This window comes from Propionimicrobium lymphophilum DSM 4903, assembly GCF_000423485.1.
In the GTDB taxonomy this organism is placed as follows: domain Bacteria; phylum Actinomycetota; class Actinomycetes; order Propionibacteriales; family Propionibacteriaceae; genus Propionimicrobium; species Propionimicrobium lymphophilum.
Map to the genome: position 1 here is coordinate 171,583 of NZ_KE384026.1, position 14,435 is coordinate 186,017.

The 14,435-nt window shown below is 50.9% G+C and carries 10 protein-coding genes and 1 pseudogene; 5 read left to right on the top strand and 6 right to left on the bottom strand.

Annotation, left to right across the window (positions count from 1 at the left end; translation table 11 throughout):
• A partial coding sequence (locus tag G556_RS11525) for an LPXTG cell wall anchor domain-containing protein (RefSeq protein ID WP_036916248.1) occupies positions 1 to 417 on the top strand: 417 nt, incomplete at its 5' end.
• Between the two features lie 194 nt (positions 418 to 611).
• Here G556_RS11525 and G556_RS11905 read toward each other — a convergent pair.
• Positions 612 to 922, bottom strand: a pseudogene (locus G556_RS11905) (IS3 family transposase); the annotation flags it as partial.
• Positions 923 to 1,194: 272 nt separating this feature from the next.
• Between G556_RS11905 and mobA the strand changes: the two are divergent.
• Positions 1,195 to 1,839 carry a molybdenum cofactor guanylyltransferase gene (gene mobA, locus G556_RS10730; protein WP_051176808.1) on the top strand — a complete coding sequence of 215 codons (645 nt, stop codon included), beginning with the start codon at positions 1,195 to 1,197 and terminating at the stop codon, positions 1,837 to 1,839.
• 198 nt (positions 1,840 to 2,037) lie between these two features.
• Here mobA and G556_RS0108320 read toward each other — a convergent pair whose 3' ends face one another.
• From G556_RS0108320 to G556_RS0108340, 5 genes are all read right to left on the bottom strand, one after another.
• Positions 2,038 to 3,081: an alcohol dehydrogenase catalytic domain-containing protein gene (locus tag G556_RS0108320; RefSeq protein ID WP_028822438.1), complete on the bottom strand. Its 1,044-nt coding sequence runs from the start codon at positions 3,079 to 3,081 to the stop codon at positions 2,038 to 2,040.
• Positions 3,082 to 3,099: 18 nt separating this feature from the next.
• Positions 3,100 to 4,800: a dihydroxyacetone kinase family protein gene (locus tag G556_RS0108325; RefSeq protein WP_028822439.1), complete on the bottom strand. Its 1,701-nt coding sequence runs from the start codon at positions 4,798 to 4,800 to the stop codon at positions 3,100 to 3,102.
• A 155-nt stretch (positions 4,801 to 4,955) separates the two neighbouring features.
• Positions 4,956 to 6,785 (bottom strand): BCCT family transporter, encoded by a 1,830-nt coding sequence (locus tag G556_RS0108330; RefSeq protein ID WP_028822440.1) that lies wholly within the window; start codon positions 6,783 to 6,785, stop codon positions 4,956 to 4,958.
• Positions 6,786 to 6,939: 154 nt separating this feature from the next.
• Positions 6,940 to 7,665 (bottom strand): aspartate/glutamate racemase family protein, encoded by a 726-nt coding sequence (locus G556_RS0108335; protein ID WP_028822441.1) that lies wholly within the window; start codon positions 7,663 to 7,665, stop codon positions 6,940 to 6,942.
• 50 nt (positions 7,666 to 7,715) lie between these two features.
• The gene (locus G556_RS0108340) at positions 7,716 to 8,951 is read right to left on the bottom strand and encodes a carboxylate--amine ligase (protein ID WP_028822442.1); all 1,236 of its coding nucleotides are present in this window, start codon (positions 8,949 to 8,951) and stop codon (positions 7,716 to 7,718) included.
• A 214-nt stretch (positions 8,952 to 9,165) separates the two neighbouring features.
• Between G556_RS0108340 and asnB the strand changes: the two genes are divergently transcribed.
• From asnB to G556_RS0108355, 3 genes are all read left to right on the top strand, one after another.
• A complete protein-coding gene (asnB, locus tag G556_RS0108345) occupies positions 9,166 to 11,043 on the top strand; it encodes an asparagine synthase (glutamine-hydrolyzing) (RefSeq protein WP_028822443.1) in 1,878 nt (625 codons plus the stop codon).
• A 167-nt stretch (positions 11,044 to 11,210) separates the two neighbouring features.
• A complete protein-coding gene (locus tag G556_RS0108350) occupies positions 11,211 to 12,638 on the top strand; it encodes a purine-cytosine permease family protein (protein WP_028822444.1) in 1,428 nt (475 codons plus the stop codon).
• A gap of 32 nt (positions 12,639 to 12,670) precedes the next feature.
• Positions 12,671 to 14,431 carry an adenine deaminase C-terminal domain-containing protein gene (locus tag G556_RS0108355; protein ID WP_028822445.1) on the top strand — a complete coding sequence of 587 codons (1,761 nt, stop codon included), beginning with the start codon at positions 12,671 to 12,673 and terminating at the stop codon, positions 14,429 to 14,431.
• Positions 14,432 to 14,435: the final 4 nt, after the last annotated feature.

The following is a 14,435-nucleotide window of genomic DNA, read 5'->3' on the forward strand; positions in this document are numbered from 1 at the left end:
TGGAAGAAAATCCCGGTAAACGTCACTTATGACGCTAACGGCGGTAAGGGCAGCATGGATGGTGCGACTGTTGATAAGGGCAGTGAGTACACCGTGTTGCCTAACGGTTTCACTGCCCCCGATGACACCCAAGAATTCAAGGCTTGGGAAGTCGATGGTCAGGAAGTAGCGCCAGGCACCGAGATCACCGTTAAAGACAACACAGTCATCAAGGCCGTCTGGAAGAAAATCCCGGTTGATAACTCGAATGGTGGAAGCAACAAGAATGGCGATGGCGCCGTTAAAGCGTCTAAATCCCGTAAGTCCAGGAAACTCCCGAAAACTGGAAATGCTGGAATGCCGTATCAAGTTGCAGCGATGATTCTTGCAGCCGGCGGATTAGTAATCGCTGGTAGGAAGAAAATCAAAAAGCACTAAAACTAAAAAGTTAAAGTAGCCGAAACCGCCCATATGAACAGTGAATATGGGCGGTTTCGCTATTTTCATGGAACTTGTAAATATGGAAGAAAGGAACTGCTTCTGTTCTCTGCAAAGCAAAATTTCCTAAGGTTCTTGTAGTAGGGCAGTGCTTCGTGAGCTTGACTGAACCGTACTGGGTTTTGTTCCGCTACTTATGCGGGGATCAGTTCACCGACCCGGTGTTGATTAAAGTTTGAGACAATTTTCTCAGGGGCAGAGTAACCTAGCGAATCGTCGAGGCGGGAATTGTCCCAAGAGCACACCCAATTCAGGGTTGACCACTCGACCTGTCCGGACGAGTGCCAGGTACGAGAGTTAATCAACTCACCCCGTTCACGGTTTCTGCTTGGGCTTTATCGTAGGAATCACCAACAGTTCCGGTCGATGACTTGATAATGGCGGCTGCCAGCCTTTCTCTGTATCTAATGCTTACATACTGGGACCCTTGGTCAGCGTGATGAATCCGCCCTTCAGATAGCCATTAAGGGTCAGGCGTATCGGCTCGCCCCCGAATTGATGCTCAAACTCATCGATATGAGCGATCATCATCGGGCCGGTCGGTCGAGCTCGGCAGCGAAAAAGCCGAAGCTGTCTTCAAAATCTATTTAGCGCGACGCAACTCAGTATTCTCACGTTCAAGATGCCTGATTGCGCCCGTGTTCTTCACGCGTAACACCAGGTGCCTTACCGTTATCGATTTAGACTTGCTTTTATATATTTTAAGGTGGTGAAACCGTGGGTGTTACCAGGCAGATCTGCAATGTTGCGAGCGTTGTCGTGCTTGGAGGCGGAACAGCTAGCCGACTAGGGGGAGTCTCTAAACCCGACTATCGCGTCAAAGGAACCAGACTGATCGACCTCTTATTCAACCAGCTAGACGTAATTGGTTTTTCAGGTCGAGTTATAGCTGTCGTACCAGAATGCGTCGAACTTCCGGATCACGTTACAAAGACGTTGGAAGATCCTCCTCTTGGCGGGCCGTTGGCGGGTATCGGAGCCGCGGTTGAGACACTCCGCGATCTTGAAGACGATAGCCTCGTCGCTTTGGCTACCTGCGATGCTCCAATGGCCACGTTAATTATCCCCGAATTGCTAGGTACTTTGATTAGTCAGAAGAAAAGCGTGGCAGCAGATTTACGGCTAGCGGGTGTTGCACCTATTTCGAGCGATGGCTGGCCCCAATTCGCTCATGGGGTTTATAGCATGGGCGCCTTGCGTTCGATTAAGTACGAGCGAAACCGGTCGATTCATTCTGCTTTCAAAAAGCTAAATGTTTGTCTGGTTCCAGATAGCAGGGGATTGTGCATGGACGTGGATACCCCAGAAGACGCTCGGGCGTTCGCATATTTACTCGCCAAAAGAAAGTGGCGAGTCTTTTAATCCGCTAAATCAGGTCTCGGTTAGCGACGTAACAGATTTTTTATCAGGCGAGACCCAGGAAAATCGTGATGAAGCTATCAGGGGAGTCCTTCTCCAAAAAGCTGAGAGGCACAGCGGAGAAATACTCCCCACTAGTAGATAACTGATTTTCTCAGTCCAACTAATGGGGAGCAGTTCAACTACGGACCCTAAATTCTTTTAGTCGGGGATGACAGCTATCTTCACGCCGATTCGATCGGCGACTGCCTGATAGGCCTCGTGCACCTTGGACAAGGGGAAAGTGTGTGTCACTATCTCGTCGACGTCGATTGCTCCGGACTCGAGCACTTCAATGGCGCGCTTGACGTCCCTGCGTCTTGCGTTAGATCCTCCGGTTACCTGCAGTTCCTTGTAGTGGATCAAGTTTGGCTCCATCTGAGAAGTTGATCCTTTCGGGAAGCCCGCAAAGTAGTTAACCCGTCCGCCGTCTCTTGCCAGCTCCAAAGCATCTTGTGCTAGTTCTGTTGCGCCTATGCAGACGATCACGACATCCGCTCCAGCACCGTTCGTAACTTCTTTAATGCGGCTGTCTAATTCATCCGGGCTAACTCCAACAGCGCCAACCCTATCTGCGACTTTCCGGCGGGTCTCGGATCTGTTAGAAACAAACACATAGCTTGCTCCGCTGGCTAGCGCTAACTGCGCATGGATAAGCCCGATAGGGCCGGCGCCGAGAATAGCGACTACGTCACCCAAATTAACCTTGAACTGATCTAGACCATTGAGGCAGCAAGATATAGGTTCCGCCAGGCAAAGCGCTTTCGGATCTAGCTCCTTGTTCGTAGTGATTAGGTTTCCTCTGCGCAGGGCTCTTTCGGGTACGAGCATGTATTCCTGAAGGCCACCGTCGATTGCGTAACCAAAGAGCTCCAAATTCGAGCAGAGGTGCTCCCGGTCTTTCAAGCAATTGTCGCAACGACCGCACGAGACGACGATTGAAACCGTGGCTTGTTGACCAACTTTGAGGCCCGGCTGGATCTCCTCTACGCCTTCACCAATTTCTGCTATTCGTCCTGCAATCTCGTGACCAGGAACCACGCCGTAATCTACGCCAGACGTCTTTGCCCCGGTGTAAAGCCGGTAGTCGGTGCCGCACATGGTGTTAGCTTCGATTTTTAGCAGCACCTCGCCTTTACCGGGCTTCGGTTTGTCTTTTTCTACCAGGCGCAGGTCTTCGGGTGCATTCAGCGTTGCTGCACGCATTGAAATATCTCCTATAGATTATAAAAATTCTGGAACGACACTCATTAGCATCGCGAACGAAGTCGCTCCTGGATCAGCGGTGCCTATCGAAGCCTCCCCATGGTTGTGAGCCCTGCCCTTCTTAGCAACGAACTTCGCCGTTTCTTTAGCCGCTTGTGCCGCTTTTTCGGCTGCAGACTTCCAAACTTCTGGGAGCTCGTCTGCATTGCCTTCCTCAAGCGCATCAGCGAATGGGGAAGCCGCGTCGACGATGGTCTTGTCACCGACTTCTGCTTCACCCATTTCGTGGAAGGAACGGGCCGCAACAATCGCAGCCTGAGCTACATCCTGGAGACTTACCTTTTGGGTATCAGAGAGTTTGCCTGCCGCCTTAGCGATTGCACCGCCCCACAGAGCACCCGCTGTTCCGCCTGCCCCTTCGGACCAAGCAGCAGCGGCCCGAGCAAGGGTAGTTCTCAAACCAGCGTTAGCCTTGACGCATTCTGCTGCGGCTTTAGCGGCGGCGGTAGTTCCCAAAACCATGCCTTGACCGTGGTCACCGTCTCCGGCAACCGCATCCATTTTGCCAAGTTCTTTTTCGACCTCTCGTGCTTTCTTCTCGAAGGCAGCGAAGATTTTCGCGGCTATCTCGGATTGTGCTGCAGATTCTGTAGACCCCGGCTCGATCTTCTCAGCGGATTCTTCCTCCACAACTCGTTTTTCGTCAGAAGACTTCAGATTGCCGACTTTGAAAGCAGGCGTGTCGGCAGGTGCTAGCCATAGCTCCTCTAACTCATCGTCTAAGAAACATAGCGTTACCGAAAGACCTGCCATGTCTAGGGACGTAACCTGTTCGTCAACTACAGGAGCGACGATTGTTAGTCCATGCTCTTCGAGCAGGCGTTTGACAGTGCGGTAAAAGACGAACATCTCTTCGTACTTGGTGGCGCCAAGGCCGTTGACTAGAACACCGACGCGACCCTCGTATCCGTTTTCGCGGGCAGGTTCTTCCTTTAAGAGACTGTCGACTAGCATCTTTGCGATTTCGTCTGAACTCATCATCTCGTGACTAGAGATGCCCTGCTCGCCGTGGATTCCCAACCCAAGTCCAAAAGTCCCCGGTTCCACCTCGAAGAGAGGTTCCTTAGCGCCGGGGAAAGTGCAGCCGGTGAATGCCACGCCAAGGGAACGTATCCTGCCATTGGCGTGCTTTGCGATTTCTTCCACTTCGTCAAGAGATTTGCCCGCAGCCGCTGCGGCTCCCGCGATTTTTACGACGAAAAGGTCCCCTGCAATTCCTCTGCGGTCAAGATGTTTATCCGGTGTACCGGAGGCCACGTCGTCAGTGATCGCGAAAATCCTCGCATCTTGGCCTTCTGCCTGCAACTGCTGAGCAGCGTTGCCGAAGTGAAGCACGTCACCTGCATAGTTGCCGAAAAGAATCAGGGTGCCGCCTCCGTTAGAAGCAGCCTTGCAGACGGATTTTGCCTGCGATGCAGAAGGTGAAGAGAAAATATTGCCGCATACGGCACCATGGGCCATACCGGGCCCTACCCACCCGGCGAAGGCGGGGTAGTGACCAGAGCCTCCGCCAACCACGATGCTGACTTCGTTTTTCGGGCTGGTCGTAGCTCGTACAACGCCACCGTGGACGGGCTGAACATAACTTTCGTAAGCTGCGGCGAATCCCTCTACCGCTTCTTTTGCGAAATCTTCCTCATTGTTTACCAAAAAAGTCATCGATCACTCCTGTGTGATATCCGGGATTTAGAGCGAAGCCACCAGGCCTCGTTGCCTATTTTGGCCCCTAAAAAATTTTACCAATTACCACAATCAAAAAGAACAGAAATCGATAAGCAAAAGAGGCTCGGCTTGTTTAGCCGAGCCCCATATATTTAATGCTTGCGCTTACGAATCGGAGAGCGAAGACGAAGCCTGTGCTCTTCGCGATACTTAGCCCTCTGCGCCCTTTCTCGCGCATGTCGCCTTTCGATAGCGAGGTTGCGGGCAAACTCTTGTTGTTCCTTGTGATCTAGATAGATGACGTCGTTGGAAAGATCTTTAACCGTCGAGATCATCAAACCAATGAGAATCAACAAGAACGGTGAGGCAACCACGATGGTCACGTTCTGAATATTTGATAGCGCCTCATCGCCGCCAGAGATCAGAATGGTCAGGCCAATCAGTGCAGTGGCGACACCCCAGAGGCCGCTGACCCACGGAGTCGCGTTGACGCGTCCATCTTGAGAAATGGAGCCCATAACCGTTGAAGCCGAATCTGCCGAAGTGATGAAGAACATGCCTAGCAGCAGAACCGCCACGATACCGACGATGAAGCCGCCTGGAAGATTGTGGAGAACGTTGAACAAGATCTCTTCAGTGGTTCCTTCGCCATATGCAGACTGGCCGTTCTGCTCCATCCAGATGGCGGTGCCACCGAAGATGACAAACCAAATGGTCGATACACCTGCAGGCACCAAAGTGACGCCTAGCAAGAACTCTCGAATCGAACGGCCGCGGGAAATGCGCGCCAGGAACATGCCAACAAACGGAGACCAAGACATCCACCAAACCCAGTAGAAGATGGTCCAGCCCGACAGCCATTCTCCGGCCGTGCCATCGGCAGAAGCTCCAGTGCGGCTAGCCATCTCGAAGAAGTTCTGGATGTAGGTGTTCAAAGCTGTTGGCAGCAAATTCAGCTGGGCAACAGTCGGACCAACAACGAAAACGAAGATGGCTAGCAGGGAAGCGAGCACCATGTTTCCGTTTGAAATCATTCGGATTCCACGACCGACGCCAGACATAGCCGAAATCAAGAAGGCAATCGTCAATACGGACACGATTCCGATGATTAGGCCCATTCCTGGGTTATCGACCAACCCTGAGGCCTTGAGCCCAGCACGAATCTGCAGAGCGCCTACACCAAGGGAGCTCGCTGTGCCGAAGATGGTGACGAAGACGGAAAGCGAATCGATTGCTTTGCCTAGAGCTCCGTTTGCGTTTTTCTCTCCAATAAGGGGAGTGAAAGCGGCAGAAATTAGCTGCTTACGTCCTACCCGGTATGTTGAATAAGCAATCGCAAGGGCGATAATCGCGTAAATGGACCAGGGATGCAGCGTCCAGTGGAACATGGTCTGAGCCAATGCGGTAGCCACTTCTTTAGGCTGGTGGCCAGGGATGCCGTCGCGATAAAAATTAAGTGGCTCGGCAGCACCGAAGAACATCAGGCCGATGCCCATACCGGCTGCGAACATCATCGCGATCCACGACTTCGTAGTGAATTCTGGTTGTTCGTTAATTGCTCCAAGCCGGATTGTGCCGAATTTAGATAGAGCAATGACGAAGACGAAAATGACGAAGATCGTGCCGAAGAATACGAACGACCAACCTAAGTTGTCTAGCAGCCAAGTGAATGCGACGTCTGCAGTGTGAGAGAAGTTTTCGGGGAAACCTAGACCCCAAACCACAACCGCGATAGTAAGTGCTAGAGCGGGAATGACTACGGGCCAGGAGAGTTTTGCTTCCCCTGATTCTGCGGCAATCTCGATTTCTTCATCAAAGTCTGAAGTGTTGATTTCCTGCTCAACAGATAGCAGCGCTGCAAGCTCCGAAGTTGCAGATGAAGATGCATCTAGCGGCTTGCTTACTGTGTAATCTTTTTCTTCTAAAGACCTTTCACGATTGGAACTAGTTTCGGAATTTTCCTCTGAACTATCCTTTGTCATGTTTCTATCTTCTCGTGCCCAAGACACTTGCCGAAAAAACCGGTCTAATCAGAGAGTGTTAATTTGCGGTTTGGTTACCCGCACAGATGTCTATCGCAATTATTTGTTCATTTGGGTTATTAAATAATTAGGCGACTTCCAAGGACAGCGATCGTTAAGAACGAAGTCGCTTAGCCTCGTCAACGGTTCGGTTCACCAAGACTTCTTGTGCGTCAACCAGCGGGATTTGAGGCATCGGGAATTTCTCGTTTAGCACGCTCAATTCAGTGCACCCAAGAATTAGTACATCCGCCCGGCAATCGCCAGAAGGGTCGAGCATGTCGCTAATGACTGCCTCATAGCGATTGAAATTAATTCCGTTATTGCCTTTTACGTCGTCATAGATCAAAGACGTGACGCGGTCTTGTAGCTTTTTAGGCGGCTCAACGAATTCGTAACCAGCTTCTTCAACTGCCTGCTTATAAATGCCAGATTTCAAAGAACCTATCGTGCCAAGAAACCCGACACGGGGGAACATTTTTTGTGGGTAGCGTCGACGCATCTCGGCCACTGCGCCACGTGGCATATGGAAAATTGGGACGTCGGTAAGCGACTGAAAGTCATCGAAAAAATAATGAGCAGTGTTGCATGTTAGGACGATGAAGCTAGCACCGATTTGAGTAGCCATTCGGATGTCATCTGCTATGACATCGAACGGGTTTTCGGTTGAGTAACCTTTTATGTATGAAGTCCTGTCGGGCACAGATGCGTCGTTGAAGACTACATAATCAAGGAAGTCTTGATCGTTACCTGCGTGTGTTGCCTGGTTTACGAGCCGAATGAAGCTCTCCGTAGCCAACGTTCCCATACCTCCGAGAACCGCAAAAAAAGGCCTTTTCATTCACTCTCCTCATCAGTTCGACCAAGAATCTTTCCGGATAAGCGTAGTTCTTATGATTTATCGCGGAAATGTTCAGCGTATCGTTTGCTGTAGATGGAGAACATTCTTCTAATCATCAGCCACCGGAGCGGGTTCATGTCCTTGTGATATTCAAGAGTCGTACCCCAATCGCCGCGAGACATCATTTCTAGCCCCTTGCGCTTTTCATCGCCTTCAGCCACGTACCTCTTAAATATCGAGCGAGGAATCTCCATCCAAAGCTTCTTACCGCGGCCGATAAGCGGTTCATCATCGAAGTCTGTTAGATCTACTAGGTCTTCTACAAAGTATTCAGCCAGATTGAACCCATTAAGCGTGACGAAATAGCTTGAGCGTCCCTGACGAAGGTTAATCTCAAAAAGCTTCAGCTTGCCATCTCGTTCATCGTATTTCATGTCGAAGTTGGCTACTCCGACGTAACTGATTTTCTCTAGGAAGTCCTTGATCTGTGCGCAGATTTCCTCGTTGTAATCGGGAATAATCGCGGCGTAGTTACCGACCGCTTCCGGCGTCGGGTCTTCAAGTAGAGGGTGTCCGAGGAACATCATGCGGACTTTATGATTGCGGTCTACGTATGCGTTCAAGACGCGCATTCTGCTGTCATCGCCGGGGATGAAATCCTGAATAATCATTTCACCGCTGTACCCAGATTCATATGAGCGACGGATGATCATCTCTAGCTCCGAGGGATCATCAATGATGAAAGCTTTCTTTCGGCCAGGAAAATCGATATCCAGCCATTCAGTCGAATTGGCAGGCTTCATCGCCACGGGAAAATCAAATGGCAGCTCTCGGTAGTCGCCATTGGCTACACCTTCAGAATCGACGATCTTTGTGGCAGGGTAGGGCAGCCCGTATTCCTCGCAAGTACGGTAAAAACTGCTTTTCAAACTGAGTTGACGGTTAAGATTCATCGGCAAGCTGTGAAAAGCGAAGTAGGGGCGCAACTCGTCACCACATTCGCTTAGAAGATTGGCATAGACGTCGCCGCAAGCGATCAGGAGCAGTTTGGTGTCTGGGGCTGTTTCTTGCCGCTCTTTAGCGAACTCGATCAAAGTGCGCTTGAAACCAGGCAGCTCTCCAAATCCATCGACGATGCGAACATCGATGATTTTGCTAAATTTTGTGGGCGAAAGTTGAAAATGAGCGAATGCTATTGATCTAATTCCGTACGTCTCGTGGAAAGCACGAGCCATACCATAAGCGTTGATATCGCTGCCCAAGATTACCGGTTGGAACTGGTTCATCTACTTTCCTTTTCGGACTGTGCATAGGCGCCAATTGCAACTCGGCGTCCAAAGTTTGGCTCTGTTTGTGTAGCTGCCAGTCTATCGCCAAACTGACTTCAGCAGATAGGTGCGGCGCAAGTGTTTAGCGGGTAGTGGCCTCTAGCTAATATGGTTAAGTATCTTCGAAGAAGTAAACAGCTTTAATGAATCTTCAACAACAAGAGGGAAACAGATGTGTGGAATCGTTGGCTATTTCAGTGAATCCTCCGAATCTGAAAAGCGTGCAGCCCTAAAGGCAATGACTGATGCGATTAAGCACAGGGGGCCTGATGCCTACGGAGAAATGATCGACGAACACATCGCGATGGGTTTCAGACGGCTGAGCATTATCGACCTCGACGGCGGTGACCAGCCGATAACCAATGAAGACGGCAACTTGGTGGTTACCGGTAACGGGGAGATCTACAACTACCAAGTGCTCCGTGAACGTCTCATTGAGGCTGGCCACGATTTCGCAACGCACAGCGATGTCGAGGTTCTCGTGCATGGTTACGAAGAATGGGGCACTGATCTACTTCAGCGAGTCCGTGGCATGTTCTCCTTCGTGATCTGGAACAAAAAAACCCAGGAGTTATTCGGAGCTAGGGATCACTTTGGCATCAAGCCTTTCTATTACGCCAACATGAACGGAACATTCATGTATGCGTCTGAGATTAAGGCCATGCTTCCGCACCCCGAATTCGTAAAAGAATTCAACGCAGAAGCGCTGAAACCTTATCTGACCTTCCAGTACCCGGCTATCTCAGAAACCTTCTTCAAAGGTGTATTCAAACTTCCGGAAGGTCACTACTTTAAGTACCGTGACGGGAAAATGAGTATCGAGAGTTACTATGACCCGAGCTTCCGTGAAACTAAACAGGATTTAGATACAGTCGTCGAAAATATCGATCAGGCTGTAAAGGAATCTGTTGAAACACACATGATTGCAGATGTGGAAGTTGGTTCTTTCCTATCTAGCGGCGTCGATTCGAGCTATGTTGCCGCGTTAGCACGTCCCGACAAGACTTATTCCATTGGTTTTGCTAGTGGTAAGTACAACGAATCAGAGCAGGCTCACGAGCTCGCTGGCGTGCTGAATCTGAATAACACCACCTCGATCATTGACCCAGAAAAAGCTTTTAATACATTTCCGCTTATCCAATGGCACATGGACGAGCCAGATTCCAATTTTTCTTGCGTCCCCCTGTTCTTTCTTGCCGAACTTGCCGCTAAGGACCTCAAAGCGGTACTCAGCGGAGAAGGCGCAGACGAGCTATTCGCCGGATATGTTGACTACGGAGTTCATACGCACTCTAAGGTGATCAAAGTCTTCACTCGGTTGTGTAAACATCTGCCGGCGAAGATTCGACACGCGATCGCGAATTTCGCAAAGGGCAAGGCGTTCCATGGTGCGTTACACCTATACGCGAATCTCTCGCCAGCTGAAGAGAGCTTCATCGGACAATCTAGGGTGTTTGAGGAATCTGAGTCCGATCAGATCTTAAAGCCCAAGTACCGTAACGCGCCTAGCGTTCGCTCGATCGTCATGAAGATTTACAATCGAATCAAGAACAAGAATCTATCCGAGGTTAAGAAGAAGCAGTACCTGGATATGCATCAGTGGATGCCGGGAGACATTCTTCTAAAGGCCGACAAAATGACTATGGCTCACTCTCTTGAGCTGCGTGTTCCGCTGCTAGACAAAGAACTTATGAAGGTCGCCGAACAGGTACCAACTAAGTATCTGATCTCGGATGAGAACACCAAGTATGCTTTCCGGCAGGCTGCGGCTAGGCATATTCCTAAAGAATGGTATGACCGGGAGAAGCTCGGATTCCCCGTGCCGGTAAAAGAATGGTTGCGTGAAGAGAAGTATTACACGAAGGTTCGCGAGTCTTTCGCTAGCGATGTCGCCGCAGAATTCTTTGATACAGAATCTCTGCTCAAGCTCGTGGACGATAACTACACCGGCAAAATTGACGAGCGGCACAAAATCTGGACTGTCTACACTTTCCTTGTTTGGTACAACGTTTATTTTGTTCAGGACGGTTCTAAACCAGTAATTAACTAGGCATAATTCCAAAGAGTGCCGGAGATTGTGTTACGTCTCGGCCCCTTTCGTAAATAGAAACGACGAGGAAAATTTTTGCAAGTTGCTAGGAACCTTGCCGATATATAGAATTTGCCGCGGATCCTAACCCAGTTCGGCTGGGCACCTTTAGGAAATAAGGAGACAACTTGTCAGATCCCATCGCCCAAGAGACTACCTCAGGTATCGATCAGCAGGGCATCGATCTAGTACCGACCAATCTTCGTCACGGAAAAGCAAAAGACCTATTTTTTCTGTGGGCCGGAACCACCACAAATATTTTTACTGTTTCGTACGGTGCGCTTCTCGTAATTCTTTTCGGATTGAGCTTCTGGCAGGCGATCATTGCGATCGTTATCGGTAATCTTCTTGCTTACCCACTTTTAGCTCTGGCTTCACTGCAGGGCCCGAAGACCGGCACCACCAACATGACCATCAGTCGTTCCAGTCTAGGGCCCCGTGGGGCAAGGGTGAACGGCCTGTTCTCCTGGTTAATGCTGCTTGGCTTCGAAGCCGCAGGTTTAGTGCTGGTCTACTACGCAATTGCCGCTTTATTAGGCATCTTTGGCTTTCAGCTTAGCGGGGGATTACAGGTTGGTTTGATCGTCGTACTCGGTCTCATCCAGATGCTGCTTCCTTTGATCGGCTACAACTTCCTTATGGCAGCCCAAAAGTTCGCGACGATCATTTTTGCTTGCGCCTTCGTTATTCTCGCGGTTCTGATCTTGCCCAAGGCAGACATTTCAGCTTCGCAGGGCATAGCAGGATCTGCCTCTGTCATCAGTGCTATTAGCTTTGTAATCGTTTCTGGTGGACTGAGCTGGGCTTGCTCGGGATCTAACTTCTCTAGGTATCTTCCGGCAAATACAAAGCTAACGGCTGTCGGAACTTGGGCCGCACTCGGCGGTTTCGTGCCGTACATGTTGCTCCAGAGCCTAGGCGCAGCAATGGCCACTGTTGCGGTTGGTCCGGAGGTGGATCTCAGCGATCCTCTCGCGGTTCCTGCAATTTTGCCGGCTGGATTCTCCGTTCCATTCTTGCTTTTAGTCGGTTTCGGCTTGATGGTGCAGAACGGGACTAACCTCTATTCGTCTTCGCTGAACCTCCAGACTGCTGGCATTCCCGCTAGGCGTCCGGTCGTGGTGGTTACCGACTCCGTTATTTGCATACTCATCACCTGCTTCGCAGTCGCCCAGTCTTCGTTCTACGGATTGCTTAGCGCCTTCGTTGGCTCGTTAAGCATCTGGTTGGCACCTTGGGTAAGTGTCTACTTGGTTGATTGGATTATGCGTCGCGGAAACTACGATCTTGCAGGCCTAATGAATGAGTCGGACGGGCCGTATTGGGGGCGCGGAGGTGTGAAATTTTCTGGATTCATCGCCCTAATCGTCGGCATGATCGTGTCTGCGCTGTTTGCCAATACTGGCTATTTCATTGGCCCGATCGCAGCGGTGATGTCGCCTGATAACCCATCTTTTGCAGCCGATCTTGCAATTCCAACAGGCATTCTGACAAGTGGAATCCTCTACTGGGTGCTGAATGCCTCTAACAAAAACAAAAACTTGGGACTCGCGTAGAAAACGCTTCCGAAAAGAGCAAGGAGGAGAAAATGCCGAACAGGCAACTACTCGATGTGGCCTACGGTAGGGCACACGCAGAAAAAATTATTAAGAACGGTAAGTTGGTAAACGTTCTGACCGGTGAAATCTATCCGGCGGATGTAGCAATTGCTGATGGCTGTGTCGCCGCAGTTGGCGACGTTTCCGCTCAGCTTGGCCCTGATACCGAAATCATCGATGCCGAAGGACGCTACCTGACCCCGGGCCTTATCGACGGACATCTGCACATCGAATGTTCCAAACTGTCAGTGACGATGCTTGCCGATATGGTTTCGCGTTACGGAACAACCTCCGTTATTTCGGGACTAGACCAAGTTCTGGTTGCTGCCGGCATCGACGGAGTTAAAGAATTCCTGGCAGAGGCAGAAAAGTCTTCTATGCACGTTTGGTGGGGCGCACCCGCCAAGGCTCCATACACCATTCCGGAATCCAACGTCGGCTTTCCGTTTAAGGCGGAGGATCACAAGATCGCTCAGGACATGCCAGAGTGCGTCGGCCTTTGGGAAACGGTCCAAGAGATGGTTGAGGACGGCGATGAAGACGTCCTAGCTGCGATGGATCTTGCGGAAAAGAACCGTCTACACGCGTTCGGCTGCGCTCCTCTCGTTGATGCTCGCCGAGTTGCTGGGTATGCGGCTTCCGGAGTTGTGCTTTGTCACGAGTCTTACTCTCCGGAAGAAGAGCTAGAAAAGATGCGTAACGGCATCGACATCATCATTCGTGAGTCCACCGCAGCTCCGATGCTTCGGGACAACATCAAACTGATCACCGAGATGGGTGCTCCTAGCGATCGAGTCGGTTTCTGCACTGACGACATCACATCCACCGACGTTCTGACCCGTGGCCATCTGGACTACGTAGTTCGGCTAGCGATCGAATGTGGCGTAACCCCGATGCAGGCAATTCAGATGGGCTCCATCAACACTGCCCGCATGTACAAGCTCGATCACAAGATCGGTGCTATCGCTCCTGGACGGTTCGCTGATATTCTCTTCGTCGACGATTTGAACGACTTCCGTCCTGCGAAGGTTATGACGGCCGGTCGGTTTGTCGCAGAAAACGGAAAGTCTCTCAAGTCTCCTGTTGCTCCTGAGCGCACCCCCGTTGTGGCAGACACATTTAAGTTGAAGGAGATCGATCCCGCTCGGATAAAGGTAACCGCTGAAGGATCGAAGGCTCTCGTTCAGGCCATTGTTCTGAGCAAGGACGTGGCCTTCCGCCGTCCAGGCGCACAGATCGAACTTGATATCGTAGATGGAGTTGTGCAGCCGGATGTCGAAAAGGACGCCATCATGGTTGCCGTCGCAGAGCGCTACGGAAAAACAGACAATCTCCCCGTTGCGTTTATAAACGGATTTGGCATTAAGAAGGGTGCGATCGCGACATCCAACTCTCCCGATGACAACAACGTGGTGGTTGCCGGAACAAACGCTGAAGACATGGCTTTGGCAATTAACGAGGTCGACAAGCTAGGCGGCGGACAAGTTGCTGTCGCTGATGGCAAGGTTATCGGGAGCCTTCCGCTTCCGGTGGCCGGAATCGTTGCTGACATTCCAGCCGAAGAGATGTCGAAGGCCGAGCGCGAATTGGATCGCATCGCCCGTGACGAGCTTGGCAGCGATCTGCCTTCACCATTTGGCCAGCTGCTTTTCCTTTCGATTACCGCCATCCCCGAATGGGCAATTACCGACCTCGGCCTGATCGATTGCGTTAAGTTTGTAGTTGCGGACCCCGTAATCGAGAGCAAGTAGGAGT

Excerpts from the sequence above, each read along its gene's own strand:
- G556_RS0108320 (WP_028822438.1), bottom strand. The coding sequence starts at position 3,081 with ATGCGTGCAGCAACGCTGAATGCACCCGAAGACCTGCGCCTGGTAGAA.
- G556_RS0108325 (WP_028822439.1), bottom strand. The coding sequence starts at position 4,800 with ATGACTTTTTTGGTAAACAATGAGGAAGATTTCGCAAAAGAAGCGGTA.
- G556_RS0108330 (WP_028822440.1), bottom strand. The coding sequence starts at position 6,785 with ATGACAAAGGATAGTTCAGAGGAAAATTCCGAAACTAGTTCCAATCGT.
- G556_RS0108335 (WP_028822441.1), bottom strand. The coding sequence starts at position 7,665 with ATGAAAAGGCCTTTTTTTGCGGTTCTCGGAGGTATGGGAACGTTGGCT.
- G556_RS0108340 (WP_028822442.1), bottom strand. The coding sequence starts at position 8,951 with ATGAACCAGTTCCAACCGGTAATCTTGGGCAGCGATATCAACGCTTAT.
- asnB (WP_028822443.1), top strand. The coding sequence starts at position 9,166 with ATGTGTGGAATCGTTGGCTATTTCAGTGAATCCTCCGAATCTGAAAAG.
- G556_RS0108355 (WP_028822445.1), top strand. The coding sequence starts at position 12,671 with ATGCCGAACAGGCAACTACTCGATGTGGCCTACGGTAGGGCACACGCA.